The 21,470-nt window shown below is 66.5% G+C and carries 20 protein-coding genes, 1 tRNA gene and 1 pseudogene; 10 read left to right on the top strand and 12 right to left on the bottom strand.

Annotated elements, in window-relative coordinates; genetic code table 11:
- The first annotated feature begins 2 nt into the window (after positions 1-2).
- A complete protein-coding gene (locus NRB20_RS36225; RefSeq protein ID WP_153415948.1) occupies positions 3-998 on the top strand; it encodes a hypothetical protein in 996 nt (331 codons plus the stop codon).
- An 18-nt stretch (positions 999-1,016) separates the two neighbouring features.
- Here NRB20_RS36225 and NRB20_RS36220 read toward each other — a convergent pair whose 3' ends face one another.
- On the bottom strand, positions 1,017-1,586 hold the full coding sequence (locus NRB20_RS36220) for a TetR/AcrR family transcriptional regulator (protein WP_227834213.1): 570 nt from the start codon (positions 1,584-1,586) through the stop codon (positions 1,017-1,019).
- Positions 1,587-1,673: 87 nt separating this feature from the next.
- Between NRB20_RS36220 and NRB20_RS36215 the strand changes: the two genes are divergently transcribed.
- Entirely contained in the window at positions 1,674-2,642 is a 969-nt protein-coding gene (locus tag NRB20_RS36215; protein WP_153415947.1) for an aldo/keto reductase, read from the top strand.
- Between the two features lie 218 nt (positions 2,643-2,860).
- On the opposite strand, the gene NRB20_RS36210 is transcribed toward NRB20_RS36215, so the two are convergent.
- Together NRB20_RS36210 and NRB20_RS36205 are read right to left on the bottom strand one after the other, a co-directional pair.
- Positions 2,861-4,009: an alpha/beta hydrolase family protein gene (locus NRB20_RS36210; RefSeq protein WP_153415946.1), complete on the bottom strand. Its 1,149-nt coding sequence runs from the start codon at positions 4,007-4,009 to the stop codon at positions 2,861-2,863.
- A gap of 83 nt (positions 4,010-4,092) precedes the next feature.
- A complete protein-coding gene (locus NRB20_RS36205; RefSeq protein ID WP_153415945.1) occupies positions 4,093-4,887 on the bottom strand; it encodes an IclR family transcriptional regulator in 795 nt (264 codons plus the stop codon).
- Positions 4,888-5,142: 255 nt separating this feature from the next.
- Between NRB20_RS36205 and NRB20_RS36200 the strand changes: the two genes are divergently transcribed.
- Positions 5,143-5,787 (top strand): TetR family transcriptional regulator, encoded by a 645-nt coding sequence (locus tag NRB20_RS36200; protein ID WP_319945858.1) that lies wholly within the window; start codon positions 5,143-5,145, stop codon positions 5,785-5,787.
- A 9-nt stretch (positions 5,788-5,796) separates the two neighbouring features.
- Here NRB20_RS36200 and NRB20_RS36195 read toward each other — a convergent pair whose 3' ends face one another.
- The 4 genes from NRB20_RS36195 to NRB20_RS36180 all read right to left on the bottom strand — a co-directional run bounded on the left by NRB20_RS36195 (position 5,797) and on the right by NRB20_RS36180 (position 10,635).
- Positions 5,797-7,458 (bottom strand): class I adenylate-forming enzyme family protein, encoded by a 1,662-nt coding sequence (locus NRB20_RS36195; protein WP_153415943.1) that lies wholly within the window; start codon positions 7,456-7,458, stop codon positions 5,797-5,799.
- A gap of 196 nt (positions 7,459-7,654) precedes the next feature.
- Positions 7,655-8,605: an ATP-binding protein gene (locus NRB20_RS36190; protein WP_319945854.1), complete on the bottom strand. Its 951-nt coding sequence runs from the start codon at positions 8,603-8,605 to the stop codon at positions 7,655-7,657.
- 127 nt (positions 8,606-8,732) lie between these two features.
- Positions 8,733-9,629, bottom strand: coding sequence for an aromatic prenyltransferase (locus tag NRB20_RS36185; protein ID WP_153415942.1), 897 nt, complete (start codon positions 9,627-9,629; stop codon positions 8,733-8,735).
- 184 nt (positions 9,630-9,813) lie between these two features.
- The gene (locus NRB20_RS36180) at positions 9,814-10,635 is read right to left on the bottom strand and encodes an SDR family oxidoreductase (protein WP_153415941.1); all 822 of its coding nucleotides are present in this window, start codon (positions 10,633-10,635) and stop codon (positions 9,814-9,816) included.
- Positions 10,636-10,709: 74 nt separating this feature from the next.
- On the opposite strand from NRB20_RS36180, the gene NRB20_RS36175 reads away from it, so the two are divergent.
- The 4 genes from NRB20_RS36175 (at position 10,710) to NRB20_RS36160 (ending at position 16,251) form a co-directional block, all read left to right on the top strand.
- On the top strand, positions 10,710-11,315 hold the full coding sequence (locus NRB20_RS36175; protein ID WP_153415940.1) for a TetR/AcrR family transcriptional regulator: 606 nt from the start codon (positions 10,710-10,712) through the stop codon (positions 11,313-11,315).
- 779 nt (positions 11,316-12,094) lie between these two features.
- Positions 12,095-13,315, top strand: coding sequence for a cytochrome P450 (locus NRB20_RS36170; protein WP_227834212.1), 1,221 nt, complete (start codon positions 12,095-12,097; stop codon positions 13,313-13,315).
- A 191-nt stretch (positions 13,316-13,506) separates the two neighbouring features.
- Positions 13,507-15,324: an acyl-CoA dehydrogenase family protein gene (locus tag NRB20_RS36165; RefSeq protein WP_153415939.1), complete on the top strand. Its 1,818-nt coding sequence runs from the start codon at positions 13,507-13,509 to the stop codon at positions 15,322-15,324.
- 141 nt (positions 15,325-15,465) lie between these two features.
- Entirely contained in the window at positions 15,466-16,251 is a 786-nt protein-coding gene (locus NRB20_RS36160; RefSeq protein WP_319945853.1) for an SAM-dependent methyltransferase, read from the top strand.
- Between the two features lie 76 nt (positions 16,252-16,327).
- Here NRB20_RS36160 and NRB20_RS36155 read toward each other — a convergent pair whose 3' ends face one another.
- Together NRB20_RS36155 and NRB20_RS36150 are read right to left on the bottom strand one after the other, a co-directional pair.
- The gene (locus NRB20_RS36155; RefSeq protein WP_227834211.1) at positions 16,328-16,630 is read right to left on the bottom strand and encodes an NHL repeat-containing protein; all 303 of its coding nucleotides are present in this window, start codon (positions 16,628-16,630) and stop codon (positions 16,328-16,330) included.
- Positions 16,576-17,130 (bottom strand): hypothetical protein, encoded by a 555-nt coding sequence (locus tag NRB20_RS36150; RefSeq protein ID WP_153415937.1) that lies wholly within the window; start codon positions 17,128-17,130, stop codon positions 16,576-16,578. The genes NRB20_RS36155 and NRB20_RS36150 overlap by 55 nt, the downstream gene beginning before the upstream one ends.
- Positions 17,131-17,311: 181 nt before the next feature.
- Here NRB20_RS36150 and NRB20_RS36145 point away from each other — a divergent pair, with 181 nt between their 5' ends.
- Positions 17,312-18,052 (top strand): DsbA family protein, encoded by a 741-nt coding sequence (locus NRB20_RS36145; protein ID WP_319945852.1) that lies wholly within the window; start codon positions 17,312-17,314, stop codon positions 18,050-18,052.
- A 102-nt stretch (positions 18,053-18,154) separates the two neighbouring features.
- Here NRB20_RS36145 and NRB20_RS36140 read toward each other — a convergent pair whose 3' ends face one another.
- Complete coding sequence (locus tag NRB20_RS36140) at positions 18,155-18,436, bottom strand: hypothetical protein (RefSeq protein ID WP_194290136.1); 282 nt, start codon at positions 18,434-18,436, stop codon at positions 18,155-18,157.
- Positions 18,437-18,449: 13 nt separating this feature from the next.
- Positions 18,450-19,856, bottom strand: coding sequence for a DUF222 domain-containing protein (locus NRB20_RS36135; protein WP_153415935.1), 1,407 nt, complete (start codon positions 19,854-19,856; stop codon positions 18,450-18,452).
- Between the two features lie 122 nt (positions 19,857-19,978).
- Between NRB20_RS36135 and NRB20_RS36130 the strand changes: the two genes are divergently transcribed.
- A tRNA-Ala gene (locus tag NRB20_RS36130) sits at positions 19,979-20,054 on the top strand.
- Positions 20,055-20,196: 142 nt separating this feature from the next.
- Positions 20,197-20,784 (top strand): hypothetical protein, encoded by a 588-nt coding sequence (locus NRB20_RS39160; protein WP_264766420.1) that lies wholly within the window; start codon positions 20,197-20,199, stop codon positions 20,782-20,784.
- On the opposite strand, the pseudogene NRB20_RS39730 reads toward NRB20_RS39160, so the two are convergent.
- A pseudogene (locus tag NRB20_RS39730) lies at positions 20,713-21,159 on the bottom strand (recombinase family protein); the annotation flags it as partial. The gene NRB20_RS39160 and the pseudogene NRB20_RS39730 overlap by 72 nt on opposite strands.
- Between the last annotated feature and the right edge of the window lie 311 nt (positions 21,160-21,470).

Below are 21,470 nucleotides of genomic sequence, written 5' to 3'. Positions count from 1 at the left end.
CCATGGCCAGTATCGACATGTCCAAGGTCACCGTGATCCCGTACGTCTCGATGGCGGACGCCTCGGTGCACGACCATTCCACGCTCGACAAGCAGTTCCCCGGACTGCACAACGATCTGCTGTTCCTGTGGGCGATGGCCGATACCGCCGACGGGAAGCGTTACGAGCTGGTCCGCACGCTATCCGCCAGCGCCACATACGATTTCACCGTGCACGAGTGTTCGGCCGACCTGTGGTCCGATCCGCGCAACGTCTGGTTCCCGGGCGAGAACGACCTCTACTGGGGTCCGATCCTGTGGATCGAACGCGAAGGCGAGCAGACCCTCTTCCCCGCGAACATGGATATGCGTGCCAAACACCCGATCCGAATTTCCTTGGGCCCCAGCAAGTATGCCTGGAAGGAACATCGCGACGGCGTCGACATCGTGCTCACACCGCTGCCGCAGAACGTCACCACCATCTACGTCCCCGGCCCGCCCGACGACGTCGGCTACACCAGCTCGGGTTGCGCGGTGTCCGGCAGCATCGCGGGCTCACCGATCATCGGCGGCTACGGCGGACTCGACCGCATGTACTGCCTACCCGGCATGAGCGCGCAGGTCTCCAAAATCGCCGAGCTGGAACACTATTGGTTCGTCTGGGGCGCGATGTTCGACGACGGGCACTGGGAGACCGGCAACGCCATGCTGGGCGCGGGCGACTACGCCACCGCCACCTTCCACCGCCAGGGCGAGCCGCCGATCATCGCCACCAACCGCGACGTCGGCTCCAAGGTCGTCTGGGAATCGAAAGGCGATGTCCGCCAGCCGGTTCGCGCGAGACTGGAATTCGGCGGACACACCTTCTCCTTCGAGGCCACGCACAATGCCGCCGCGGCCGCGGTCTCCATGGGGATCGCCTGGATGCACGGCAACGTCCAGGAGGAGGGCGCACCCCGGCCCGTCCAGTGCTGGTCCACGATGGAGGTCATCAAGATCCGCGCCACCCCGCGCGACTGAGCGGTCGTCCCGCCGAGGTCAACGCCCGTTCGAGCCGGAAACCCTTGCCCCGTCCAGGAATACGGCGATCACGGCCTCGGCGGCCTGCTCCACCCCGGACTCCCCTCGCAACACGACGTGCAGGGCCTTCTCCAGCAGTCCGGTGAACATCTCGAACAGCATGCCCACCGGCGGGTCCGCGCGCAGGATGCCCTCGGCCACACCGCGATTCAGCAGATCGAGCACGGGCTGGGCGAGCCGGTTCTGCAACTGCTCGTCCTTGTCCGGCAGTGCGACGCCCGGTTGCAGGAGCGCCGCGTATTTACTTCCAGCCGTGAGGAATCCGCGCGTCAGGCGGGCCAGCGCGGTCGGTACGGAGGCGGTCTCCACATCGGCGTCGGCGATCCTGCCGAGCAGATCCTCGAGAGCTGCGGTGGTCAACCCCGCCAGCAGCGCATCGCGACTCGGGAAATAGCGATAGAGCGTCGCGCGACCCACCCCGGCGGCCTCCGCGATCTCGGCCATGCTCACCGCGGGTCCCTGTTCGGCCAGCACATTCGCCGCGGCCGCGACGATCCCGGCCGCCACGTGATCCGCGCGTTTCACCATGTTCGGAGCATACATTTCAGTACCGATCATTGACCCTCATGCCTCTATTTGAGATAGTAGTGTCTCAAATAGAGATAGGGGAAACTCATGATCACCATGCGCAGGCTCGGATCCACCGACCTGGAGATCACGCCGATCGGGTTGGGCTGCATGCAGTTCGCCGGACAGGGCATCGTGACGCAGTTCTATCGCCCGCTGGACCAGGACACCATCGGCTCGATCGTGCGGGCCGCCCACCAGGGCGGCGTCAACTGGTTCGACACCGCCGAGATGTACGGGCGCGGCCACTCCGAACGCGCCCTGACCAGCGCGCTCACCTCGATCGGCGTCACGCCCGGGCAGGTGCGGGTCTCCACCAAATGGGCCCCGCTGGGCCGCACCGCCGCCAACATCGGCCGCACCATCGACGCCAGACTCACGGCGCTGCAAGGCTTTCCGATCGATCTGTACCAGATCCACGAGCCGCACGGATCACTGTCCTCGATCACCCGCCAGGTACGAGCCATGGCCGAGCTGCGCACCGCGGGCAAGATCGCGGCCGTCGGGGTCAGCAACTTCTCCGCACGACAGATGGAACTCGCCGACGAGATCCTGCGCGCACACGGCCTGCGCCTGGCATCCAACCAGGTGCAGATCAGCCTGCTGCACCGCGCCATCGAACACAACGGAGTCCTGGAGACCGCCCGCCGACTCGGCGTCACGCTGATCGCCTTCTCCCCCCTGCGCTCGGGCCTGCTGACCGGAAAGTTCCACGCCACACCGGAACTCATGCGCACGGTCCGCCCCATCCGCCGCACACTCGGCGGCTTCAGCGCGCGCACCCTGACCCGAACCGCCCCTCTCATCGACGAACTGCGCGCCATCGCCGACGCATACGGCGCGGTCCCCGCCCAGGTCGCCCTCGCCTGGCTGCTCACCCACTACAGCGAGACCGTGGTCGCTATTCCGGGCGCATCCAGCCCCACCCAGGCAACAGCCAGCAGCGAGGCGATGAACCTACATCTGACCGACGCGGAACTCGACCGCCTGGACACGCTGTCCGCGGCTCAGCACTGATGCTCGTATCATGTTAGGCCACAACACTATCGGCGAGTGAGAGTCCAGTCGCGCAGAGATGACACTCTCGCGGCGTAAATCCGCTGGGCAGCTCGGACATCACGCGCCGCACCTGCCGCAGGAGGTCACACCGTAATTCCATTGCGATACAGCAGATTTCGCAATGCGAGGGGTCGACCGAGCAGACCGAGCAGCCGACGTATCTCGATCGGACCGACTCAGTGCCCGAGGTTACGTGCGACGAAAGCCTCCGCATCCGACAGTGACACCCCGACCGTGCCCCGATGATCGGCACCCTGATATTCGCGGTAGTCGAGCGTATTGGCGTTGTCCCGCAACGTCTTCACCATCAGATCGGTCGAAGCCTTCGGGATCACCTGATCGGCCGAACTCTGCGCAACCATCGTGGGCACCTTCAAGTGCAATTTGCCCGGATCCTGTTGCGCGAGATACATGGTGAGCGCGGATAGGTCGGCATCGCCGCGGAATATCCGGTTCGCGGGCACCGGGGTCACCTTGCGCAGCGCATCGATGCAGTCCACCTTCGCCGCGGACAGCAGCGGCTGCGCGTCGGGGGTAGTCCAGCGGGAGGGATCGAGGGACGAATCGGCGGCCTGGGCACCGAGCAGGATCAGGGGCAGGAACGGTTCGGCGACCTCGGCTCCCGGGTTCGCCGCAGCGAAATACCGAACAACCTGGTCGAATCCGCTGCCCGGCGCGATGGCCACCGCACCGCCGAGATGCAGTTCCGGTGCGCGCGCAGGTCCCTGGGCCGCGGTGAACAGCGCGGCCTGCCCACCCTGGCTGTGGCCGATCGCGAACCAGGTCGAGCCGACCGAGGAGTCCGATTGCCGGGCGGCGCGAACGATATCGGTGACCGCGTTCACCTCGGTGACGCCGTTGACGTACGGATGAACCCCGGGCGTGCCCAGCCCCTCGTAATCGGTGGCGGCCACGACATACCCCTTGGCCACCCACTCGTCCAGCGAGGTGTCCATCTCGGCGATGTAGCCGTGGGTCGGACCGCCGGGGAAGTCCGCCGAGGGAGCGCACGCGTCGGCGACGCCGGTCGTCCCGTGTGCCCAGCTGATCACCGGATATCCACCCGATGGCGGCGGCGTCCGCGGAATCGCCACGGTCCCCGAGACCACGACCGGCTTGCCCGTCGCGTCCTGCGAGACGTACGTGATCAACGCGGTGCGCGCGGCGTGCGGCAGCGCCACACTGCCCTCGACGGTCCGGGCGGTCAACAGCTCACCGGGCCGCAGCGATGCCGGTCCACGGCTGTCATCGGATTTCGTTGTGCTACAGGCTGTTACCGCAAGTACGACAGCGAGAGCCAACACTCCGGCGTGGATTGATTTCATGAAATAGTCTCCCGCGGTTCGGATTCCGTCCTGGCGCTGACCAGAGTGACCACGCACCGGACGGTTCGGCATGATGTTCCCGCTCACCGAGATTCGGCATACAGCGCATCACTCACCGCACGGGTCGCGGTGAGCACCAGCGGCGCAACATGTTCGAGCCGCACGCTGCGCACCTCCCCGCACAGCGACACCGCGGCCACCGGACCATCGGGCCCGCGCACCGCCACCCCGACGCAGCCGATCCCCGACACGGCCTCACCGCGCTCGTACGCGATCCCGTGCCGCTGCCTGATCCGATTCAGATCCTGGTGCAGCAGTGGCAGTTCGGTGATCGTCCGATCGGTGGTGCGGGTCGGGAAACGGCCACACAGCCGATCCACCTCCTCCGGATCGAGCCACGCGAGCATCGCTTTACCGCCCGCCGTGGTGTGCGCGGGCACTCGCCCACCGACCCGTGACGGCAACGTCGCGGCGAAGCGCCCGCCCACCTTGTCCAGATACAGACTTTCCCCGCGCTCCAGAACCGCAAGGTGCACAACCAATCCCGTGTGCATGTGCAGTTCGTGCAGCAGCGGGGCGGCCGCGGCGCGAATCAGGCCGTGCCGGTTGTCGCTACCGCCGAGCCGTCGGGCCCGCCCGCCCAGGCAGTACCCGAGATCGAGATGTTCGACCCAACCGAGCCGGACCAGTTGATCGAGTATCCGATGCACCGTGGAGCGCGGCAGGCGGGTGCGCCGCGCGACCTCCTGGAGCGTCAGCCGTGCGCCCGGCCCATCGATGACGTCCAGGATCAAGGTCATCCGCTCCACCATCGACGGCGGCAGGGCATGGCTCCCGACGACCGCCGACGGCGCGTCACACGAATCGACGAGCGTCATAGACACCTCCAAATTCGCTGGTCAAAGATCCACACCTTGACAAAACTGAAATTAATTCTTGAAATGTTAGCAGCGGGCACCCGAGCCCGGAAGCGCATTCGGCGGTCGACTCCCGCTCACCGGCACCCGCGCCCGATTCGTTGCTAGCCTGGACGAACCGGCGGTCCGCAGTGCCCGGGCGGACCGCCGAGGACAACCGGGCCCAGCGCCGGCGGCACCCGGATTCGCCGCCGTGGCAGGACCGAAGGGATGACAGTGCCGAGAATCGCCGAAGCGCGCGACGCCGCCGCGCCGAGTTCGCAGGAGCAGCACGCACGGCACGTCCGAATGCTCACCGCCGCTGCGGAACTGGCCTCGGAGAAGGAGTTGGCGCGCGTGCAGATGCACGACGTGGCCAAGCGCGCCGGGGTCGCGATCGGCACGCTGTATCGCTATTTCCCGTCCAAGACGCACCTGTTCGCGGCGGTCATGGTCGATCAACTCGAGCGGCTGGCGAGCAAATTCGCGCGCAGACCCGCATACGACTCACCGCAGGACGCGATGCGCGGCGTGCTGGTCCGGGCCACCCGGGGCCTGCTGCGCCAGCCCGCGCTGTCCACCGCGATGGTCATGTCGACCTCCACCGCCAACCACGACCTCGTGCCCGACGCGGGCCGGGTGGACCGGCTGTTCCGGCAGATGCTGCTGGACGCGGCGGGGATCACCGAGCCGACCGAGGTCGAGGTGACCTCGGTGCGGCTGCTGATTCAGCTGTGGTTCGGCGTGGTGCAGTCCTGCCTCAACAACCAGATCTCGCTGGCCCAGGCGGAATCGGATATCCGGCGGGCCTGCGAGTTGCTCCTGGTCGATCTGCGCACGAATAGGCCGGGCGATGCGGACGACATCGCTCCGGCCTCGTGAGGTCCTCGCTCAGACCGTGATGCCGCGCCGGATCAGTTTGCCGGTTGCGTTGCGCGGCAACAGTTCCTCGGTGAATCGCCAACGGCTCGGCACCTTGAAGTACGACAGCCGCTCGGAGACGTGATCGCGCAGCTGCTCCGCGGTGACCGCGCTGCCGGGCCGCACGACCACCACGGCGGACACCTCCTCGCCGAGATCCTCGTGCGGAGTGCCGATCACGACGCATTCCAGCACATCGGGGTGTTCGTCCAGGCACTGTTCGATCTCGGTGGGGTAGACGTTCTCGCCGCCGCGCAGGATCAGATCCGAACGCCGCCCGACCAACCGCAGCATCCCGTTCTCGAGAATGCCGAAATCCCCTGTCCGAAGCCATCGTTCGGGAGTGATCGAGGCATCGGTCGCCGCCTGGTCGTCCCAATACCCCAGCATCACATAGGGACTCCGCACACACACCTCGCCCTCGTCGCCGTCGGGCACCGGATTCCCTTCCGGGTCACGGATTTCCAGGCTCACCCCGATGATCGGACGGCCCAGGGTGCCCGGAAACTGTTCCAGCTCGGCGGGAGTCGCGACCGCGACCGCCGTACTGCATTCGGTCAGCCCGTAACTGTCCACCAGCGCCGCGCGGGCGAACGGAACCCGTTCGCGCAGACGCTCTTTGAAGGGGATCGAGGACGGCGCGGAGGCCAGCGCGAAGGCATTGAGCGAGGACAGATCGTAGTCGTCGAAGTCGCCGTACTCGGTCAGGCGGGCCGCCATCGCGGGCACCGCGCCCCAGTTCGTCACGCGCTCACGTTCGATCAGCCGCAGCACCGGGGCCACGCCGAACTTGCCCTGATACATCACCACCGCACTGCCGGTGACCAGTCGCGGCACGACCAGATTGTGCAGGCTCGCGATGTGGAACAGCGGCGAGGTGAGCAGGTACCGCAGGGGACTCGGCGCGACCGGATCGTAGGGCTGTCCGGTGAACGCGGCAAGTGCGGCGTCGTTGAACCGGTGGTAGTCGGCGACGGCCAGGATGTTCCGCTGCGAGTGCAGCGCGCCCTTGGGCCGGCCGCTGGTGCCGCTGGCGTAGACGATGGCAGCCGGGTCATCTTCGTCGATCTCGGTGTGCGGCAACCGAACTCCGGTGTTGCGCGCGAAGATCGCGGGCAGGTCCTCGGCCATCGTGAGCACGCGCACACCGGTGCCGGCGTCGGCGAGCACGGCGGCGCGTTCGGCGTCGGCGATCACCACCGCCGGACGGCTGTGCTCGATACCGAACGCCGCCTCCCGCGCCACCCACCAGCCGTTCATGCACACGGTGATCGCACCCAGCACCTGCGTCGCCCAGAACGCGATGACCCATTCCGGCGTGTTGGCCGCATAGATCGCGACGCGATCGCCCTTCCCGACACCGAACTCGTCGCGCAGCGCAACCGACAGCGCCGCAACCGAATTCGCATGCTCGGCAAACGAAATCCGCCGATCGGCGGTCACAAGATAGTCCCGTTCCCCCCACCGCACCGAGGCCTCCAGCAACTCGGCGACGGCCCGCCGCCGATCCCGCATCACCGGCATCACCACCCCGAGCACCGACTCCTCGACGAGCTCGAACGGCCCGCCAACCCCCACCAGCGCCGCAATCACCGAACTCGGGTCCCCCGATGATTCTGCCCGTCCACCCATCGTGAAGACCCTTCCGTCCCGCCGTACCTACCAGCCACACGATGGCACCAGTCCCCGCCACCAGCACGTCCCGGTACCGGTGAGCGAGACTCGCACACGGCACGGGCCGAGCTCCCCCGCTGGACGACGAACCTTTCGACGGCACGTGATCCATCGCCCAGCGGGTGATTTCGCGACTCCCGGGAGCCGGGATGCGTTACCGTGCCGCGAGCGCGGCGGGGCGCATGATGAAGTCTGGATCTACCTGTGCGACAAGCTCTTTGCCTGCCCAGGCTTCGGCATTGCGGATGTGGAATTGTACGGCGTGGCGTTGATAGGAGTCCCAGTCACGATCGATCGAGTCCAGTTCCGCGCGGACGGTGGCGAGGGCCTCGCGGTTTTCCGGTTCCAGGTCGGCGATGGGGCGGATGTCGCCGCGTTCGGCGGCACGGACGTGGGACGAGCGGCCCACCCAGCACAGGAGGTTGTCGCCGACCTGTTCGCGAAGGAAGGCGAGGTCCTCGCCGTCGCAGACCTTGTTGCCGATCACGGCGATCCTGATGCCGAAATCCCTTGCATAGCTGAGATATTGGCGATAGACGCCGACGCTGCGCAGGGTCGGCTCGCAGACCAGTGCGGTCAGGTCGAATCGGGTGAACAGGCCCGAGGCGAAAGAGTCCGCGCCCGCGGTCATATCGACCACGACGTACTCGCCGGGACCGTCGGCCATATGGTTCAGCAGCATCTCGGCGGCACCGACCTTGGAGTGGTAGCACGCCACCCCGAGATCCTCCTCGGCGAACGGCCCGGTCACCATCAACCGCACCCCACCGACCTCCCGCGCGCACGCGGCATAGATCGGATTCTCCTCGACCACACTCAACAACCGCGATCCGGTGCCCGGCGGCGTCGTCTTGATCATCGCCTCGGCGGAGGGAATCCGCGAATTGTCCCCGCGCAGATACCCTTTGATCAACGGCAGTTGCGCGGCGAGCGTCGGCAACCCCGCCGACTCCTGCTCCCCGAGCCCCAGCGCCGCCGCCAGATGCTGATTGATATCCGCATCGATCGCCAGCACCGGCACGTCCTGCCCAGCCAGATGACGAATGAACAACGACGACAGCGTGGTCTTCCCGCTACCGCCCTTCCCGACGAAGGCGATCTTCACCGCCACACTCCTCCCATAACTGTAACGACATTCATATTCGAAAAGGTCGCCGCGACTGTACCCGCAACCTCGGTCCACGCGACAGCGCGCCCCCGGCTCTCGAGGTGCGAATCGACAGAGCTCCGATTCAGTGCGTCGGCGGAATCTCCACGTCGCCCGGCAGCCGCAGCTCACTGCTGCGCGGGTTGTAATCGGCCTGCACCTTGTAATACCGCCCGTCGGGTTGGTACGCGGCGTAGAAGGTGAAAGCGTGCGCGCCGTCACCGATCAGCGGCGCACCCCGCACGAACCGCTCGAGCACCGGATCCAGCTGCACCGGGAAGGTTTCCCGAGAAAACCTGCGCGGGAAGCAAATTCGCCGCACACCGGGATCATCCCAGGAGAACGTGCGATAGATCGTATAGGCGTGCGCATCGAGGGCGGCCAACTCCGCGTCGGTCGCCGCGGCGAAGTCGAGCTCCCGCAGAATCGTGGCGATATCCTCCGGCGGCAGCTGACCGGGCGACAGTAACTGCGAGTACAGATTCATCGTCCGCCCTTGGAAATCCACCGCGACCAGCAGGAATTTCCCTCCGCCCCAACGGATCAGGTGCTCGGCGTTGGCCCGCACCGCCTCGGGCATCCCGGGCAGCGCCGAAATCCGCTGCACATCAAGCATTTCGCCGAGCGCCAGCCACACCTTCTGCACACCGGAACCCACCGCGACGTCGACACCGAACTGCACCGGCACCGCCCCCGCGACCGCGGTCAAAACCTGTTCGAGCGGGTGCCCGCCGAATTCGAGCAGCCCCGCCTCCCGCAACGCGACCGTCGGATCGGCGGTGAAGTTCATGAACCGCACGTTGACTTCACGCTCGCCGACCGGTTCGGTCGTGGTGCGCACCGCCATCAACGCATCCGGCGCGATATCGGACAGTACGTCGAGCACCGGTTCCACGCGCGTGGGCTCGTACGATGCCTCGGCCAGCCGCGCGTATTCCCGCAGATCTTCCCGAAGACGTTGAGTCACAGCAGATGTCGGCATCGGACCGGTTCACCTCGCACACAGAGTGGATGTCGAGTCTCCGGCACAGAATATCCCCGCGACGGCACTCGTCGGCGAGTATCGAGCATCCAGTATCCGGGTCACGCCCGAGCGGCCTCGACGAATGACCCGACGGCCCGCCGGGATAGATCCGGATCAGCCACGCGGACAACAGATCCGAGACTCACGCGCCCGCGTATCGAGAAGCGGCAACCGCCCCACCATCGACGAGCACATCGGTCCCGGTGACGAAAGACGCGTCGGGCCCGAGCAGATACGCCGCGGCCGCCGCGATATCCCCGGCGGTCCCCAACCGCCCGGTCCCCGACGCCTCGACCATCGCGCGCATGCCGGGCCCGGACTCGCCCGCCAGCTCCCGCCGGCTCATCGCGGTACTGATGACGCCCGGACTGATGCTGTTGATCCGCGCGCCCCGCCGCCCCCAAGCCAGGCTCGCGACCTGCACCCGCACCTGATTCGCGCGTTTGGCGATGCTGTAGGCGGCCCCGGGCGACGCCAGCTCCGGCCCGGCGAGAAACGGCAAGTCCAGCAGCTCATCCGGTGCGGTCGTCGCCAACGCGGCTTCCCACTCGGCGGGCAGTCGCCCGGTCACCAGCGCCCCGGCCATACTCGCGATCACCACACCGGCCCCGCCCGGCGCGACGACCTGCCCGAACTCCTCGAGCACCAATGCCACCCCGACCATGTCCACCGCCAGAATCGCCGCGGTCGACGCCTGCGCCGGAGACAGCCCCGCCGTATGCGCCACCGCCGTCACCGAACCCAACTCGGCGGCCCGGCCCGCCAGGGACGACACCGAATCACGCTGTGACACATCAACTTCCCGCAGGTCGACCAGATACCCGTCGGCCGCCAGCGCGGTACCGACCCGATCCAGCACCTCGGCATCGAAATCGGCCAGCAACACCTGCCGCCCCGCCCCGAGGCGACGCGCGATGGCCTCACCCATACCACCGGCCCCGATGACGACCAGAACCTCGCTCATCGCACTCCCTTTCCAAAAGCAATACGATTCGTCTCGCTATTGGCGGACATTACACGCCTCGTACGCTGACGGCCATGACCCAGTCCCGCCGCGGCCCCAAACGCAACGAGGCATCCCGCCGGGCAATCCTCGAAGCCACCCGCGACATCCTGCGAACGGACAGCTACGACCGCCTGTCGCTGGACGGCATCGCCCGACGCGCCGGAGTCGGCAAGCAGACCATCTACCGCTGGTGGTCCTCGAAGGCCGCGGTCGTGGTCGACGCGGTCCTGGACGGTTTCATCCCGACCCCGCCGATGCCCGAACCGACCGGGGCCGATATCGCCGAGGCACTGCGCGACTGGTTGCTGGCATTTCGCGAACAAATCGCCTCCCCCGCTGGACGCACCCTCTCCCAGGCACTCACCGGCGCGGCCGCGGTCGACGACACCGCCGCCACCCGCCTCTACACCCACTTCACCGGCCCCCTCCGCGACCATCTGCGCGAACGATTGGCCGCCGACACCGAACTGCGCCCCGACGCGAACCACCTCGCCGCCGCCGACGCACTGATCGGCGCGCTGATCTTCCTCACCCTGTCCCGCCAGCCCATCGACCCCGACCACCTCGACGGCCTGCTCGACGTCGTGCTCCGCGGCCTGCGCCACACACCCACCGAGCAGATCCGCACGGAGCGTTGAGAATTCACCACCGGAACCGAATTCCAGCCCGGATCGCGAACGAGCGTCTCGTCACACTTTCCGCGTCGACCCTCTCGAAGGATCCGGGCGTTTTCCGCACCTACCCCACCAACCACCACGCCGATCGATAGCAGACAGACATCGATCGAACCGCGAATCGCCGACGCTCAGGTCGCATTCGCCACGGAAACCCGTACTGTCGCAACGGCACTCGACCGCGCGCACCGCGACGGCCCGCTCGGACACCGGGAGTGACCTGCATCGAGCCACCGAATCCGAGAACGATTCGCAAGATGGCGAACGCCTGATGCTGTTCGTCATGAGCAGTCGGAGAATTTGTGGCACAATACAATTCGTGACACGTTCGGTCGAAAGCTACTCTGCGGCAACGACAATGGTCGATGCCCGCACTTCGGGCATTTCGGCTCGTCAACACCTACGCGTTGTCACGAACCCAACGGCGACAGACCATTCGACCCGCCACCCGGCGCAGTTCGAGCAACTGCGGTGCGGAAACAGGAACCGCGCGAAGGTGCGTGACGCATCGAGCCGCTGACAAGTGATCGTCCGGCTCCCGCCACCACCCCGCAGCACGCGGGCGAATTCGTGGCGAACCATACCGCAGCCCGGCCGCACCGCAACCAAGTTGCCGTTCCCATCGTCGTACCCGAAGGTCATCCGAGGAGTATCAAGCCGTGAATTCCCCACAGCCCACCAAAATTCATCGACCGGAACCGTCCCGGGCGATAGATATTGGCGCTGTCACGGAACGTGTTCCGATGTACACCCAGGAATTCGCACAGAATCCGCACGACTACTTCCAGTTCATGCGGCGCCACTACAACGACCTACCGCTCATACCGGTCTGGATAGCCGAGGGCATTCCGGCGACGCTGGCGATCAAATACGAGACGGCACGGCGAATCCTGCACGATCCGACTCATTTCCCCTCCGACCCGCGCAATTGGCAGCGGAAACTGCCACGCGATCGCCGGCTGGATTTCCTGCCGATGGTGGAATGGCGTTCGAACGCACTGCGCAGCAATGGCGACAGCCCGGAGCACAAACGCTACCGTGAGGCGACCCAGTACGCGCTCTCGAAGGTCAACCAGTTCGCGCTCCAGGACGAGGTCGAGATCCAGGCGCACAATTTGATCAACGCATTCTGCGCCGAGGGCGCCACGCCGGACCAACCGCTCGATCTCATCCAGCATTACATCGCACCGCTGACATTCACTATTCTGAATTACATGGTCGGCTCCCCGCCGGACATCATGATGCGAATCGCGAAGGCCAGTGCCGACCTGTTCGAGGGACAGGACACCGAGCAGACCAATGCCCAATTCGATTCGGCGCTGTTGGATCTGATCACACTCCGGCGGGCCGCACCCGGCGACGATCTCACCACCCGGCTGATCACGCACGAGAGCCAGCTGACCGACGCGGAAATCGTCCAACAGCTGGTGACCTGCCTTTCCGCCGGTACCCAGGGCCCCGCGGATCTCGCGGCCAGCACGATAAAACTGCTGTTGACCACGCCCCTGCACGAGCGGCCGATGACCAAGACCGCACTGAATCAAACGCTCGCCACCGACCCGCCGATGGCGAATTATCAGATCACCTATCCGAAACAACCGATCGCGGTCGACGGCGTGTGGTTGCCCGCCGACGAACCGGTGATCGTCAGCCTGATGGCGTGCTGCACCGATCCGACGGTCAACAACGGTGATTACCACAGCGACGGCTGGCACGCCGGTTTCGGATTCGGCCCGCACGAATGCCCGAAAGATGCCAAGAGTTCCTCGTTGCAGATCGTCGAGGGCCTCATCGATTGGCTTTTCGACATTCTCCCGGATGTCCAGCTCGCGGTACCCGAGGAGGCACTGGTGTGGCGGCCGGGACCATTCGCGCACGGCTTGCTGTCACTACCCGTCACTTTCCCACGAACTCCACCGATGATGCCCACGAGACGGTCGGAAAATTCTCAGTACTCGGGCTGAGAGGAGCAACGCCTCTTGATACTCCATGGAGCGAAATCTATGAGATGACGACGAATATCTGATCGAAACAGTTCCGGGGCGGCACGAATGTACCCCTCCCGGATGCAGCACATTCCGCGCCGGATCTACTTTACGGAGTAATACACGCATGTCCGGACGCGGATAATTACGGTTACCAGAGCGGATGTGTCATGACGACAGCAGATCTTCCCCGTCCCGCAGTTTCCGACGACGCAACACCCCCCGGCCACGGAACCGACCTGGGCCCCGGACCCTCCGAGCCCGTGCCGACCGTCGCCGCGTTACGACAGATGATCTTCGGCGAACAGTGGGCATTGCAGCAGCGATTCCGGGATGTGATCGCCGGACTCGAGGACGGACCGCGCACCGGGCTCGTCCAGGCGGACGAAGCCGTGATCGGCCCCGAACTGCTGCGCCTGGCACTGGCCCAGCTGGGCCACTCCGCCCGGGAGATCGCCGCGGACCACCAGCTCCGTGGCGCGCTGTGCGGTCACGCCCTGGTCACCGCGCCCCATATGGCCCCCATCCTGACCGGCCATTTCTCCCTGTCCACCAGCGCGATCAACCGCTTGGGCAACGGATCTCGCTATCAGCAGGACTGTCTGGCCGAACTGGACACGGCGCAGGCGATCGGTCTGCTGTGTCTGACCGAACTCGGCGGCACCAACGGCAACGACCATCGGACCATCGCCGAATGGGATGCCACCACCGACGGTTTCTGGATCTCCTCCCCCACCGCCGAGGCCTGGAAATTCATGCCGAACGCGGCCTCGGCGGTACCCAAGACCGCGGTCGTCACCGCCCGCCTGCTCGTGGACGGCGAGGACCAGGGCGTGCTGCCGTTCCTGTTCCGGTTGCGCACGGCCGAGGGACTGGCCGACGGCCTCGAGGTGGTCGCACTACCGGACAAAGCCACGACCGCGATGGATCACGGCATCTTCCGATTCACCCGGATGTGGGTACCGCGCGACGCGCTGCTCGGCGGCGACTGGGCCGTGCTGACGCCGGAGGGACGCTTCGAATGCGCTGTGCCACTGCGGCATCGGTTCCACCGCGCGATCGGCGTACTGGGTGACGGGCGGCTGGACCTGGCCAACTGCATCATCGCCGCGGCCCGCGCGGGACTGGCCGGACTGGTCAACTATTCGCTGCAACGCCGCCCCGGCCAGGGCATGCTGATGGCCGACCGGGACAACGTGCGCCTGGACGTGGTCTCCGCACTCGCCGCGGTCTACGCCACGAGCGTGCTGGGCCGCCGCATCCGCGACCTGCGCAGCGGACCCGACGCGGACGAGCATCCGCACGCGGTGTGGTCGATGATCGCCAAACCGCTGCTCACCTACACCGGACTCGAGGTGCTGACGACCTGCGAACAGCGGGCCGGCGCGCAGGGGACGCTGCGTTCGAACCTGTTCGCGGACTGGATCGGCGGCACCAAGGGGGCGATCACCGCCGAGGGAGAGAACCGCATCCTCCAGGTCAAGGTCGGCCGTCCCGAACTCGAATTCCTGTGTCTCCCAGGAACTCCCGAGCAACTACCGTGGTACCTGGACATGCTGATCCACCGGGAACACCGGATCGCGGCGAGTCTGCGCGACAGTGCACCCGACCCCGCCAGCTGCGCGCTCGGCCCCGAATCGGCCGCGGTCGAGATGGCCGACGCGACGAGTCAGCGGCTCGCCGCCACGGCCCTGTACCTGGAGTCGGTCGCCGCGACCGATCCGACCGCCGCGCGACTGGCCGAATCCGCCGCTGCGGCATACGCATTGCAGTGCATCCACTCGAACGCCGCCTGGTTCATCGCCCACGAGCAGATGCCGCGGGTGGCCGGGGAACTGCGTGCGCACCGCACGGTACTGCTCGATCACCTGACCGCCATGATCGAGGGATTCGCCCTGCCCGACCTGTCCTTCGCGCCCATCTTCTCCGAGGACTACATCGACGCCTACCGAAAGTTCACCGGCTGGGCGGATTCCGCTGCCGCCTGATCCGATGATCGGCGAAAGGTGCTCCCCGCCACGATGATTCGACCTCCGCAAGGCCGGAGCGTCGGCGGCGCGGAGCACCTTCGCGCGTGAGATCGAAATATTCGCTGTGTTCCAACGGATTTCGGGCTACAGTGCCTGACTGTGGAGTCCCCGGAACTCAACCCGCAGGTCGCGCACACCGCACGGGTCTACGACTATTGGCTCGGCGGGCACGACAATTACGAGGCCGATCGTCGCGCCGGCGCACGTTCCGAACAGGTGCATCCGCATGTGCGGGTGACCGCGCGACAGAATCGCAATTTCATGCTGCGCGCCGCGGAATTCTGTGCGGAGCAAGGTATTCGGCAATTCCTGGACATCGGCACGGGCATCCCCACCGAACCGAATCTGCATCAGGCCGTACAGCGGATCGACCCCACCGCCCGCGTGGTCTACGTCGACAACGACCCGATGGTGCTGGCCCACGCCCTGATGACCGGCACTCCGCAGGGCCGCACCACCTACGTGCACGCCGATGTCCGGCAACCGGATTCGATCCTGACCGCCCCCGAACTCCTGGCCACCCTGGACCCGACCCTCCCCACCGCACTGTCCCTGATCGCGGTGATGCATTTCGTCGAGGACGAACACTCCCCCTACGACATCGTCGACCATCTCCTGTCCGCCCTGGCCCCCGGTTCCTACCTCGTAATGACCCACGCCACACCGGATTTCGGCCCCGAAATGGCCGAAGTCGAACGCATCTACCACGAATCCGGCATGCCCGGCCAGATCCGCACCCGAGCCGAATTCGCCCGCTTCTTCACCAACCTCGAATGGGTCCCCCCAGCCCTCACCACCCCCCACAACTGGCGTCCCACCATCGCCCCACCCGCCAAAATGGACAGCCAGGTCCAGTTCTACGCGGGGGTGGCCCGCAAGGTGTGAATCGGCGGCTCGTCACGGATCGACTCGGTAATCCGCGCCGGTGGCGGCACGGGATCCGCAACCGCGAATTCCCCGATTACCGAACTCCCACAACAGGTTTGAGGTTCACGCCCGCCGGTGGGCGGACTCGACGTAGTGTGCCGTCGAATCCGGTGACGTACAGCGCCCAGCGGTTGCCGTCCGGGGCGATTCGGACCGAACTCGGGCCGGTCCAGCCGCCGGACAGGCCCGTGACGATGGCGCACGAGCGGCCGGTGGCGGGGTCGAAGCGGTAGATCGCGCCGGTGAGCAGATCGTCGGTGCAGACCGCGCGGTGATCTGGGCTCAGTGCGAGACCTTCCGCGCGGGGTACCGGTGACCAGACCGGGCGGACAACCACCGGGCCACAGCTACGGCGACCACGCCCGCCGCGGCGATGACGTAGCAGAGCGCGGCCCAGTTCGCGATCGCGCCGTAGGTGGTGGCCGTCTGCTCGGATACCGCGCCCTGGTGCAGGAACAACCGGGCGACCGGGACGAAGTTCGTGCCCGCGTCGTCGGTGATATCGGGCAGAGTGAACGCGAAGGTCAGCAGCGCCAGATCCAGCGCGGCGAGCGTCGTCATCAGGGCCGCGCGCCATCGTCCGGCGGTACGGCGCAACATCGTCACCCCGAACGCGGTCGCGACGACAAAGGGTGCGAGGCCGATCAGACCGACGCCCATCAGAAGTAACAGCAGCAGCCAGCCGGGAGCCGCGAACCGTACCGCGATCGCGACGACCGCCACCGCCACCTGCGCGAGGATCGGCACGGCGGTACTGCCGCTCCGAGCGGCAACGGGTGCGGGAAGATGGCCGTGCGGATAGCCCGTCCACGCTGCGGAATACTCGAGTCGCGTCATACCTCCCAGCATCCCGACCCCTGGACCAGCGCGTATGCGTAGAACTACGCAGCCCGCACCCGATATCTACCCGGCATCTGCCCGTGCGCGAACCCGCACCGGATCGGCCACCTCCGCCGCGACGCCGACGCGGTATCGGGTCACTACCACCGAACCTGCCCGCTTTGGCAGAGTGGGGGCCGTGAACTCCTCCCCCGGGTCGACGTATCAGCCGCGACCGATGTCCAGCCGCACCGCTTATCTGCTGGGCGGTGTCGCGGTGGTGGTCATCGCGATCGTCGTGGCGTACGTGATGCACTCGAGCAGTAGCAGCAGTCCGAAGGTCCAGGCAGACGGGTACGGCGCGGTCCACGACACCGCTGTGAGCGCGCTATTGGATTCGGATGGCGCGATCGTGCTCGGTAAAACCAATCCCACCAAGACGATCGACGTGTACGAGGATCCGCTGTGCCCGCAGTGCGGATCGCTCGAACACTATTACGGGCAGCAGATCGCCAAGGAGATCGACGCGGGCAAACTGGCCGTGCGGTACCGACTGGTGAACTTCCTGGACCCGAAGTCGGGCACGAAGGACTATTCGACCCGCGCCATCGCCGCCGGAGACTGTGTCGCCTCCGCCGGTGACGGCCCCATGTTCTCGAAATTCCATCTGGCGCTGTTCACCACGAAGCAGCCCGCCGAGGAGGGCGGCAGCCTCAGCAACGAGCAGTTGGCCGCGATCGCCAAGGACGCGGGCGCCTCACAGGACGTGCAGCAGTGCATCACCAGCGGCGACCGTCTCGACGAGGCACGCGACCACGCCACGTCGGCGACGTCGGCGCTGACGAGCGCGATCAAGCAGGTGCAGACCCCGACCGTGCTGGACGGCGACAAGAACGTGGACACCGGAGATTCGACCTGGGTGACCAAGCTCGCGGGATAACCGCACTCTGCTTGCGGGACAACCGCATTCGGTCCGAACCGCCCGGACGGCAACCCCAGCCGTCCGGGCGGTGTCCGTTCGGCCCCGTGGCCCGGCTCCGGATCAGGGGTCCTCGTCGATCAGCGCCTCGTAGACGCGATTGCGCGCATCGGCGATGGCATTGACGGTCTCGCGCAACTGCCCCGCCATCGCGGCATAGCCGGAACCCGCTGGAGTCCGGTCGAGTTCGGCTTCCAGACGATGACGTAGCTTGTCGAGCGCGGCGATTCGTTCGCGTTCCACGGCGACGTCGATGACGGTCGGCGCCGGTGGACGGTCCGGATACGACATGTGCGGTGTCCTGTGGATCGCTACCGGACGGACATCCGGTTGCAGTACGAGCATCAGTGAATCCCCCTCAGCGACTTCGGTTTTCGAAAACGAGACGGCCGGGCGGTTCGTTCTCGGGCAGCATCGCTGCCGCCTCCGGATGGACGAACGCGCCGTGTTCGATCGGATAGGTCAGGTCGACGGTGGACAGGTGCGGTGGTGCGGGAACGCTTGCAGGACTGGGCCACAGGGCATCGAACGCCCCGATGTCGGTGTGCGGGAACAGATATCGCTCACCCTCGCGGAAGGTGATGTGCTCATCGCCGGTGGGACTCTTCCAGCGTAGCCGATCGGCATCGACACGGCGGACCCGCCACGACGTCTCGCCCCGGTCCGCGGCCGCCTTCAGCCGATGATGACGTGTACACAACACGGCGAGATCGGCCAGTACCGAACCCCGCCGGGCGGTGTCGCCCGGAACACCATGGTCCACCAGCGATTCCGAGGCAGGCATCGTGCACCCCGGAAAACGGCACACGCCATCGAGCGCGCGAACATCCCGCTCCTGCCGCCGCGTCGGCTCCGGTCGCGCGGACTCCCGCGCACCGGCCGGATCCTCGGCGCGCTCCGGAATCGCTTGGAACCGAGCGTATTCCGCGATCCGGCGGACGAGCGCGGCATCGATCGGACCGTATCCGGACAGGTGCGCCGGGGAATCCCGCTCACCCAGCAGCGTCTCGGCGGGGACACCGATCTGGATCAGCGGCCGCTGCGGCGCTTCGGATTCCGGTGCGGTGCAGCGTTTTCCACGCCCACAAGCGCAACGCAGCCGATTCGAACCATCGGCCAGCGCGACCAGCGCATCGGCCCGCCGCTGCGGCATCGTGCGCGGATCGGCCCGGCACACCTGCGAACTCATCTCCCGCAAACGCATCGCGACCGTCTGCGCACCGACCGCGGGCAGCAACCCCTCGAACACCGCCATACCGTCCTGCACGGCCTTGATCCGCACATCCCGATCACCCTCGCGCCGCTCGCGCCGCCGCTGCTCACCCTCGGGATCGAGCTTGGCGACCCAGCGCCGCACCGTCTGCCGCAGCCGCGCGGGCGTGAGCCGCTCCGCCACGTCGATCAGCGTCGGCTCGACATCCGCGAGCAACTCCTCCGGCAACTCCCGCACGTTCTCCACCAGCACCTGCGTTCGCGCCAGATCGATCCGCCCCGAGACGAACGCCTCCCGAATCCGCGGCAGCCGATCGAGCCCGATCCCGATATCGATCAACCCCGCCGCCACCCCCTCGGAGATCTGCACCGCCACCGAAGCCTCCGCCGCCGCGAACTCCACCCCCGCCCGCTCCACCCTCCGCCGCCGATACAACTCCCGCACCGCCAGCACCTCGGCAGCCTGCGCGAACGCCGCCGCCCCATGCGCCCGCCGCACCGCGTCGAGCAGCCCCTCATCGGTCATCCCCTGAAGCTCTCCGCTATCGAACATGCGTTCGACTCTACCCGTCGAACACCCGTTCCACCACCCCACTATCCAGGCGATTTGGTAGCAATTACCCCCGTGGTGTAACTTCGTTCAAGCCGAAGGGAAACACCCCGGAAGCACAGCACGGGGCTATGGCGCAGCTGGTAGCGCACCACACTGGCAGTGTGGGGGTCAGGGGTTCGAGTCCCCTTAGCTCCACCAAATTAGTATCAATCCGAACCGGTTTCACTAGGGCCCCGGCCAGCGGTTTTCCGCTGGCCGGGGCCCTAGTAGCGTTGGGATCGCCCCCAGTGGCGTTCGTGTGGGCCCGCGTGGCGTTCGTGCGGGCTGTGGTGGCGGTGGCATGCCCGGGGGTGGGTTGGGGGATCCGGAAGATGGGGATGATGGTGCCGGGGCCGGTGATCTTGATTTCGGCGACGAGCGTTTCGATCAGGGCTTTGCGGGTTTGGTCGCTGCCGTTGGTGATGAGTGTGGTGATGTGGTCGGCGACGTTGTTCAGGGCGGCCGGGGTGGGTTGGGTGGGGGCGTTTTCGATGGCGGCGATGAGTTCGTCGCGGCGGCCGGTGCGCTGGCGGACGGTGTCCCGCAGTGCGGTCAGGCGTGGGCCGACCATGTCCGAATCCATGGTGTGGTTTTCGAACGCGGTGAGATAGCGGTCGATCTTGGCGTTGGCGTCGGCGATCTCGGCGCGGACGGCGGCCAGTTCGTCGTGCTGGGTGGTGTGCGCGGCGCGGTGTTGGCGTCGGGCTCGAGCGACCGCGTCGGCGATGAGTGTGTGGTTGTTGCGGTAGAACGTTGCCAGGCTCTCGAGCACGGCGGATTCGGCGGCGTCCGCGTCGAGGCGGTAGCCGTCGCATTTGCTGCTGTCGTAGCGGTCGCGGTTGTAGCAGATGTAGTAGCGGTACACCTTGCTGCGGCCGTGGTTGCGTGAGCCGACCATCGCGGCACCGCAGGTCGGGCAGCGCATCTTGCCGGTCAGGTCGTAGTCGGAGCTGTTGGCGCGCAGCTGGGAGCGTTCGGCGTTGCGTTCGGCGGTGATGCGTTCGGCTTCGGCGAAGGTGTCGGCCTCGATCAGTGCATCGTGGCAGTCGGTGGTGGTGATGTCTCGGAAGGTGAGTTCGCCGAGGTAGATGCGGTTCGCCAGTATCCGCAGGATTTGGTAGGCGGACCAGGTTCCACCGTTGGTGTTGCGATGTCCGCGTTCGTTGATCACGCGGGCGATGGTTGTGGAGCCGAGCCGGTCGTGGGTGTAGAACTGGAATATGGTGCGCACGACGGGGGCCTCGTGGGGTGGCCCGTCCCCAATGGATGAGACCGGTCGGTATTAGAGTCCCTAAGATCAGAGATGTCCGGGTGACGCCCGGATGCCCAGGTCGGTGGGGTGTAGCTGATTAGAGTCTGCCTCTGTTGTGGCTCAACAGGAGTGGCTGCCCCACCGTCTGGACGCTCCGGCCACTGATTGAGATCTGAAGCGGTTCGTCGCTAGTTAGCCTCGCGCATTCACCGGAATTCCGACACCGTGTGTCGGTATGAGGAAAGGGTGCTCTGACCTGCGATAATTCGAGTTGTCTAGGTTCGAATATGGCAGTTGCAGGAGCACCCTTTCGGTGAGTCAGT

Origin of the sequence: Nocardia macrotermitis (assembly GCF_009604405.1) — a bacterium.
Lineage (GTDB): Bacteria > Actinomycetota > Actinomycetes > Mycobacteriales > Mycobacteriaceae > Nocardia > Nocardia macrotermitis.
Note: the sequence above shows the minus strand (reverse complement) of the source record. Positions and strands in the feature narration are given on the sequence as shown.

Bases quoted from the DNA above. Each gene is read 5' to 3' on its own strand.
- NRB20_RS36225 (WP_153415948.1), top strand. From the start codon at position 3: ATGGCCAGTATCGACATGTCCAAGGTCACCGTGATCCCGTACGTCTCG.
- NRB20_RS36220 (WP_227834213.1), bottom strand. From the start codon at position 1,586: ATGGTGAAACGCGCGGATCACGTGGCGGCCGGGATCGTCGCGGCCGCG.
- NRB20_RS36215 (WP_153415947.1), top strand. From the start codon at position 1,674: ATGATCACCATGCGCAGGCTCGGATCCACCGACCTGGAGATCACGCCG.
- NRB20_RS36210 (WP_153415946.1), bottom strand. From the start codon at position 4,009: ATGAAATCAATCCACGCCGGAGTGTTGGCTCTCGCTGTCGTACTTGCG.
- NRB20_RS36205 (WP_153415945.1), bottom strand. From the start codon at position 4,887: ATGACGCTCGTCGATTCGTGTGACGCGCCGTCGGCGGTCGTCGGGAGC.
- NRB20_RS36195 (WP_153415943.1), bottom strand. From the start codon at position 7,458: ATGGGTGGACGGGCAGAATCATCGGGGGACCCGAGTTCGGTGATTGCG.
- NRB20_RS36185 (WP_153415942.1), bottom strand. From the start codon at position 9,629: ATGCCGACATCTGCTGTGACTCAACGTCTTCGGGAAGATCTGCGGGAA.
- NRB20_RS36180 (WP_153415941.1), bottom strand. From the start codon at position 10,635: ATGAGCGAGGTTCTGGTCGTCATCGGGGCCGGTGGTATGGGTGAGGCC.
- NRB20_RS36175 (WP_153415940.1), top strand. From the start codon at position 10,710: ATGACCCAGTCCCGCCGCGGCCCCAAACGCAACGAGGCATCCCGCCGG.
- NRB20_RS36170 (WP_227834212.1), top strand. From the start codon at position 12,095: ATGTACACCCAGGAATTCGCACAGAATCCGCACGACTACTTCCAGTTC.
- NRB20_RS36165 (WP_153415939.1), top strand. From the start codon at position 13,507: ATGACGACAGCAGATCTTCCCCGTCCCGCAGTTTCCGACGACGCAACA.
- NRB20_RS36150 (WP_153415937.1), bottom strand. From the start codon at position 17,130: ATGACGCGACTCGAGTATTCCGCAGCGTGGACGGGCTATCCGCACGGC.
- NRB20_RS36140 (WP_194290136.1), bottom strand. From the start codon at position 18,436: ATGCTCGTACTGCAACCGGATGTCCGTCCGGTAGCGATCCACAGGACA.
- NRB20_RS36135 (WP_153415935.1), bottom strand. From the start codon at position 19,856: ATGTTCGATAGCGGAGAGCTTCAGGGGATGACCGATGAGGGGCTGCTC.
- NRB20_RS39160 (WP_264766420.1), top strand. From the start codon at position 20,197: ATGCCCGGGGGTGGGTTGGGGGATCCGGAAGATGGGGATGATGGTGCC.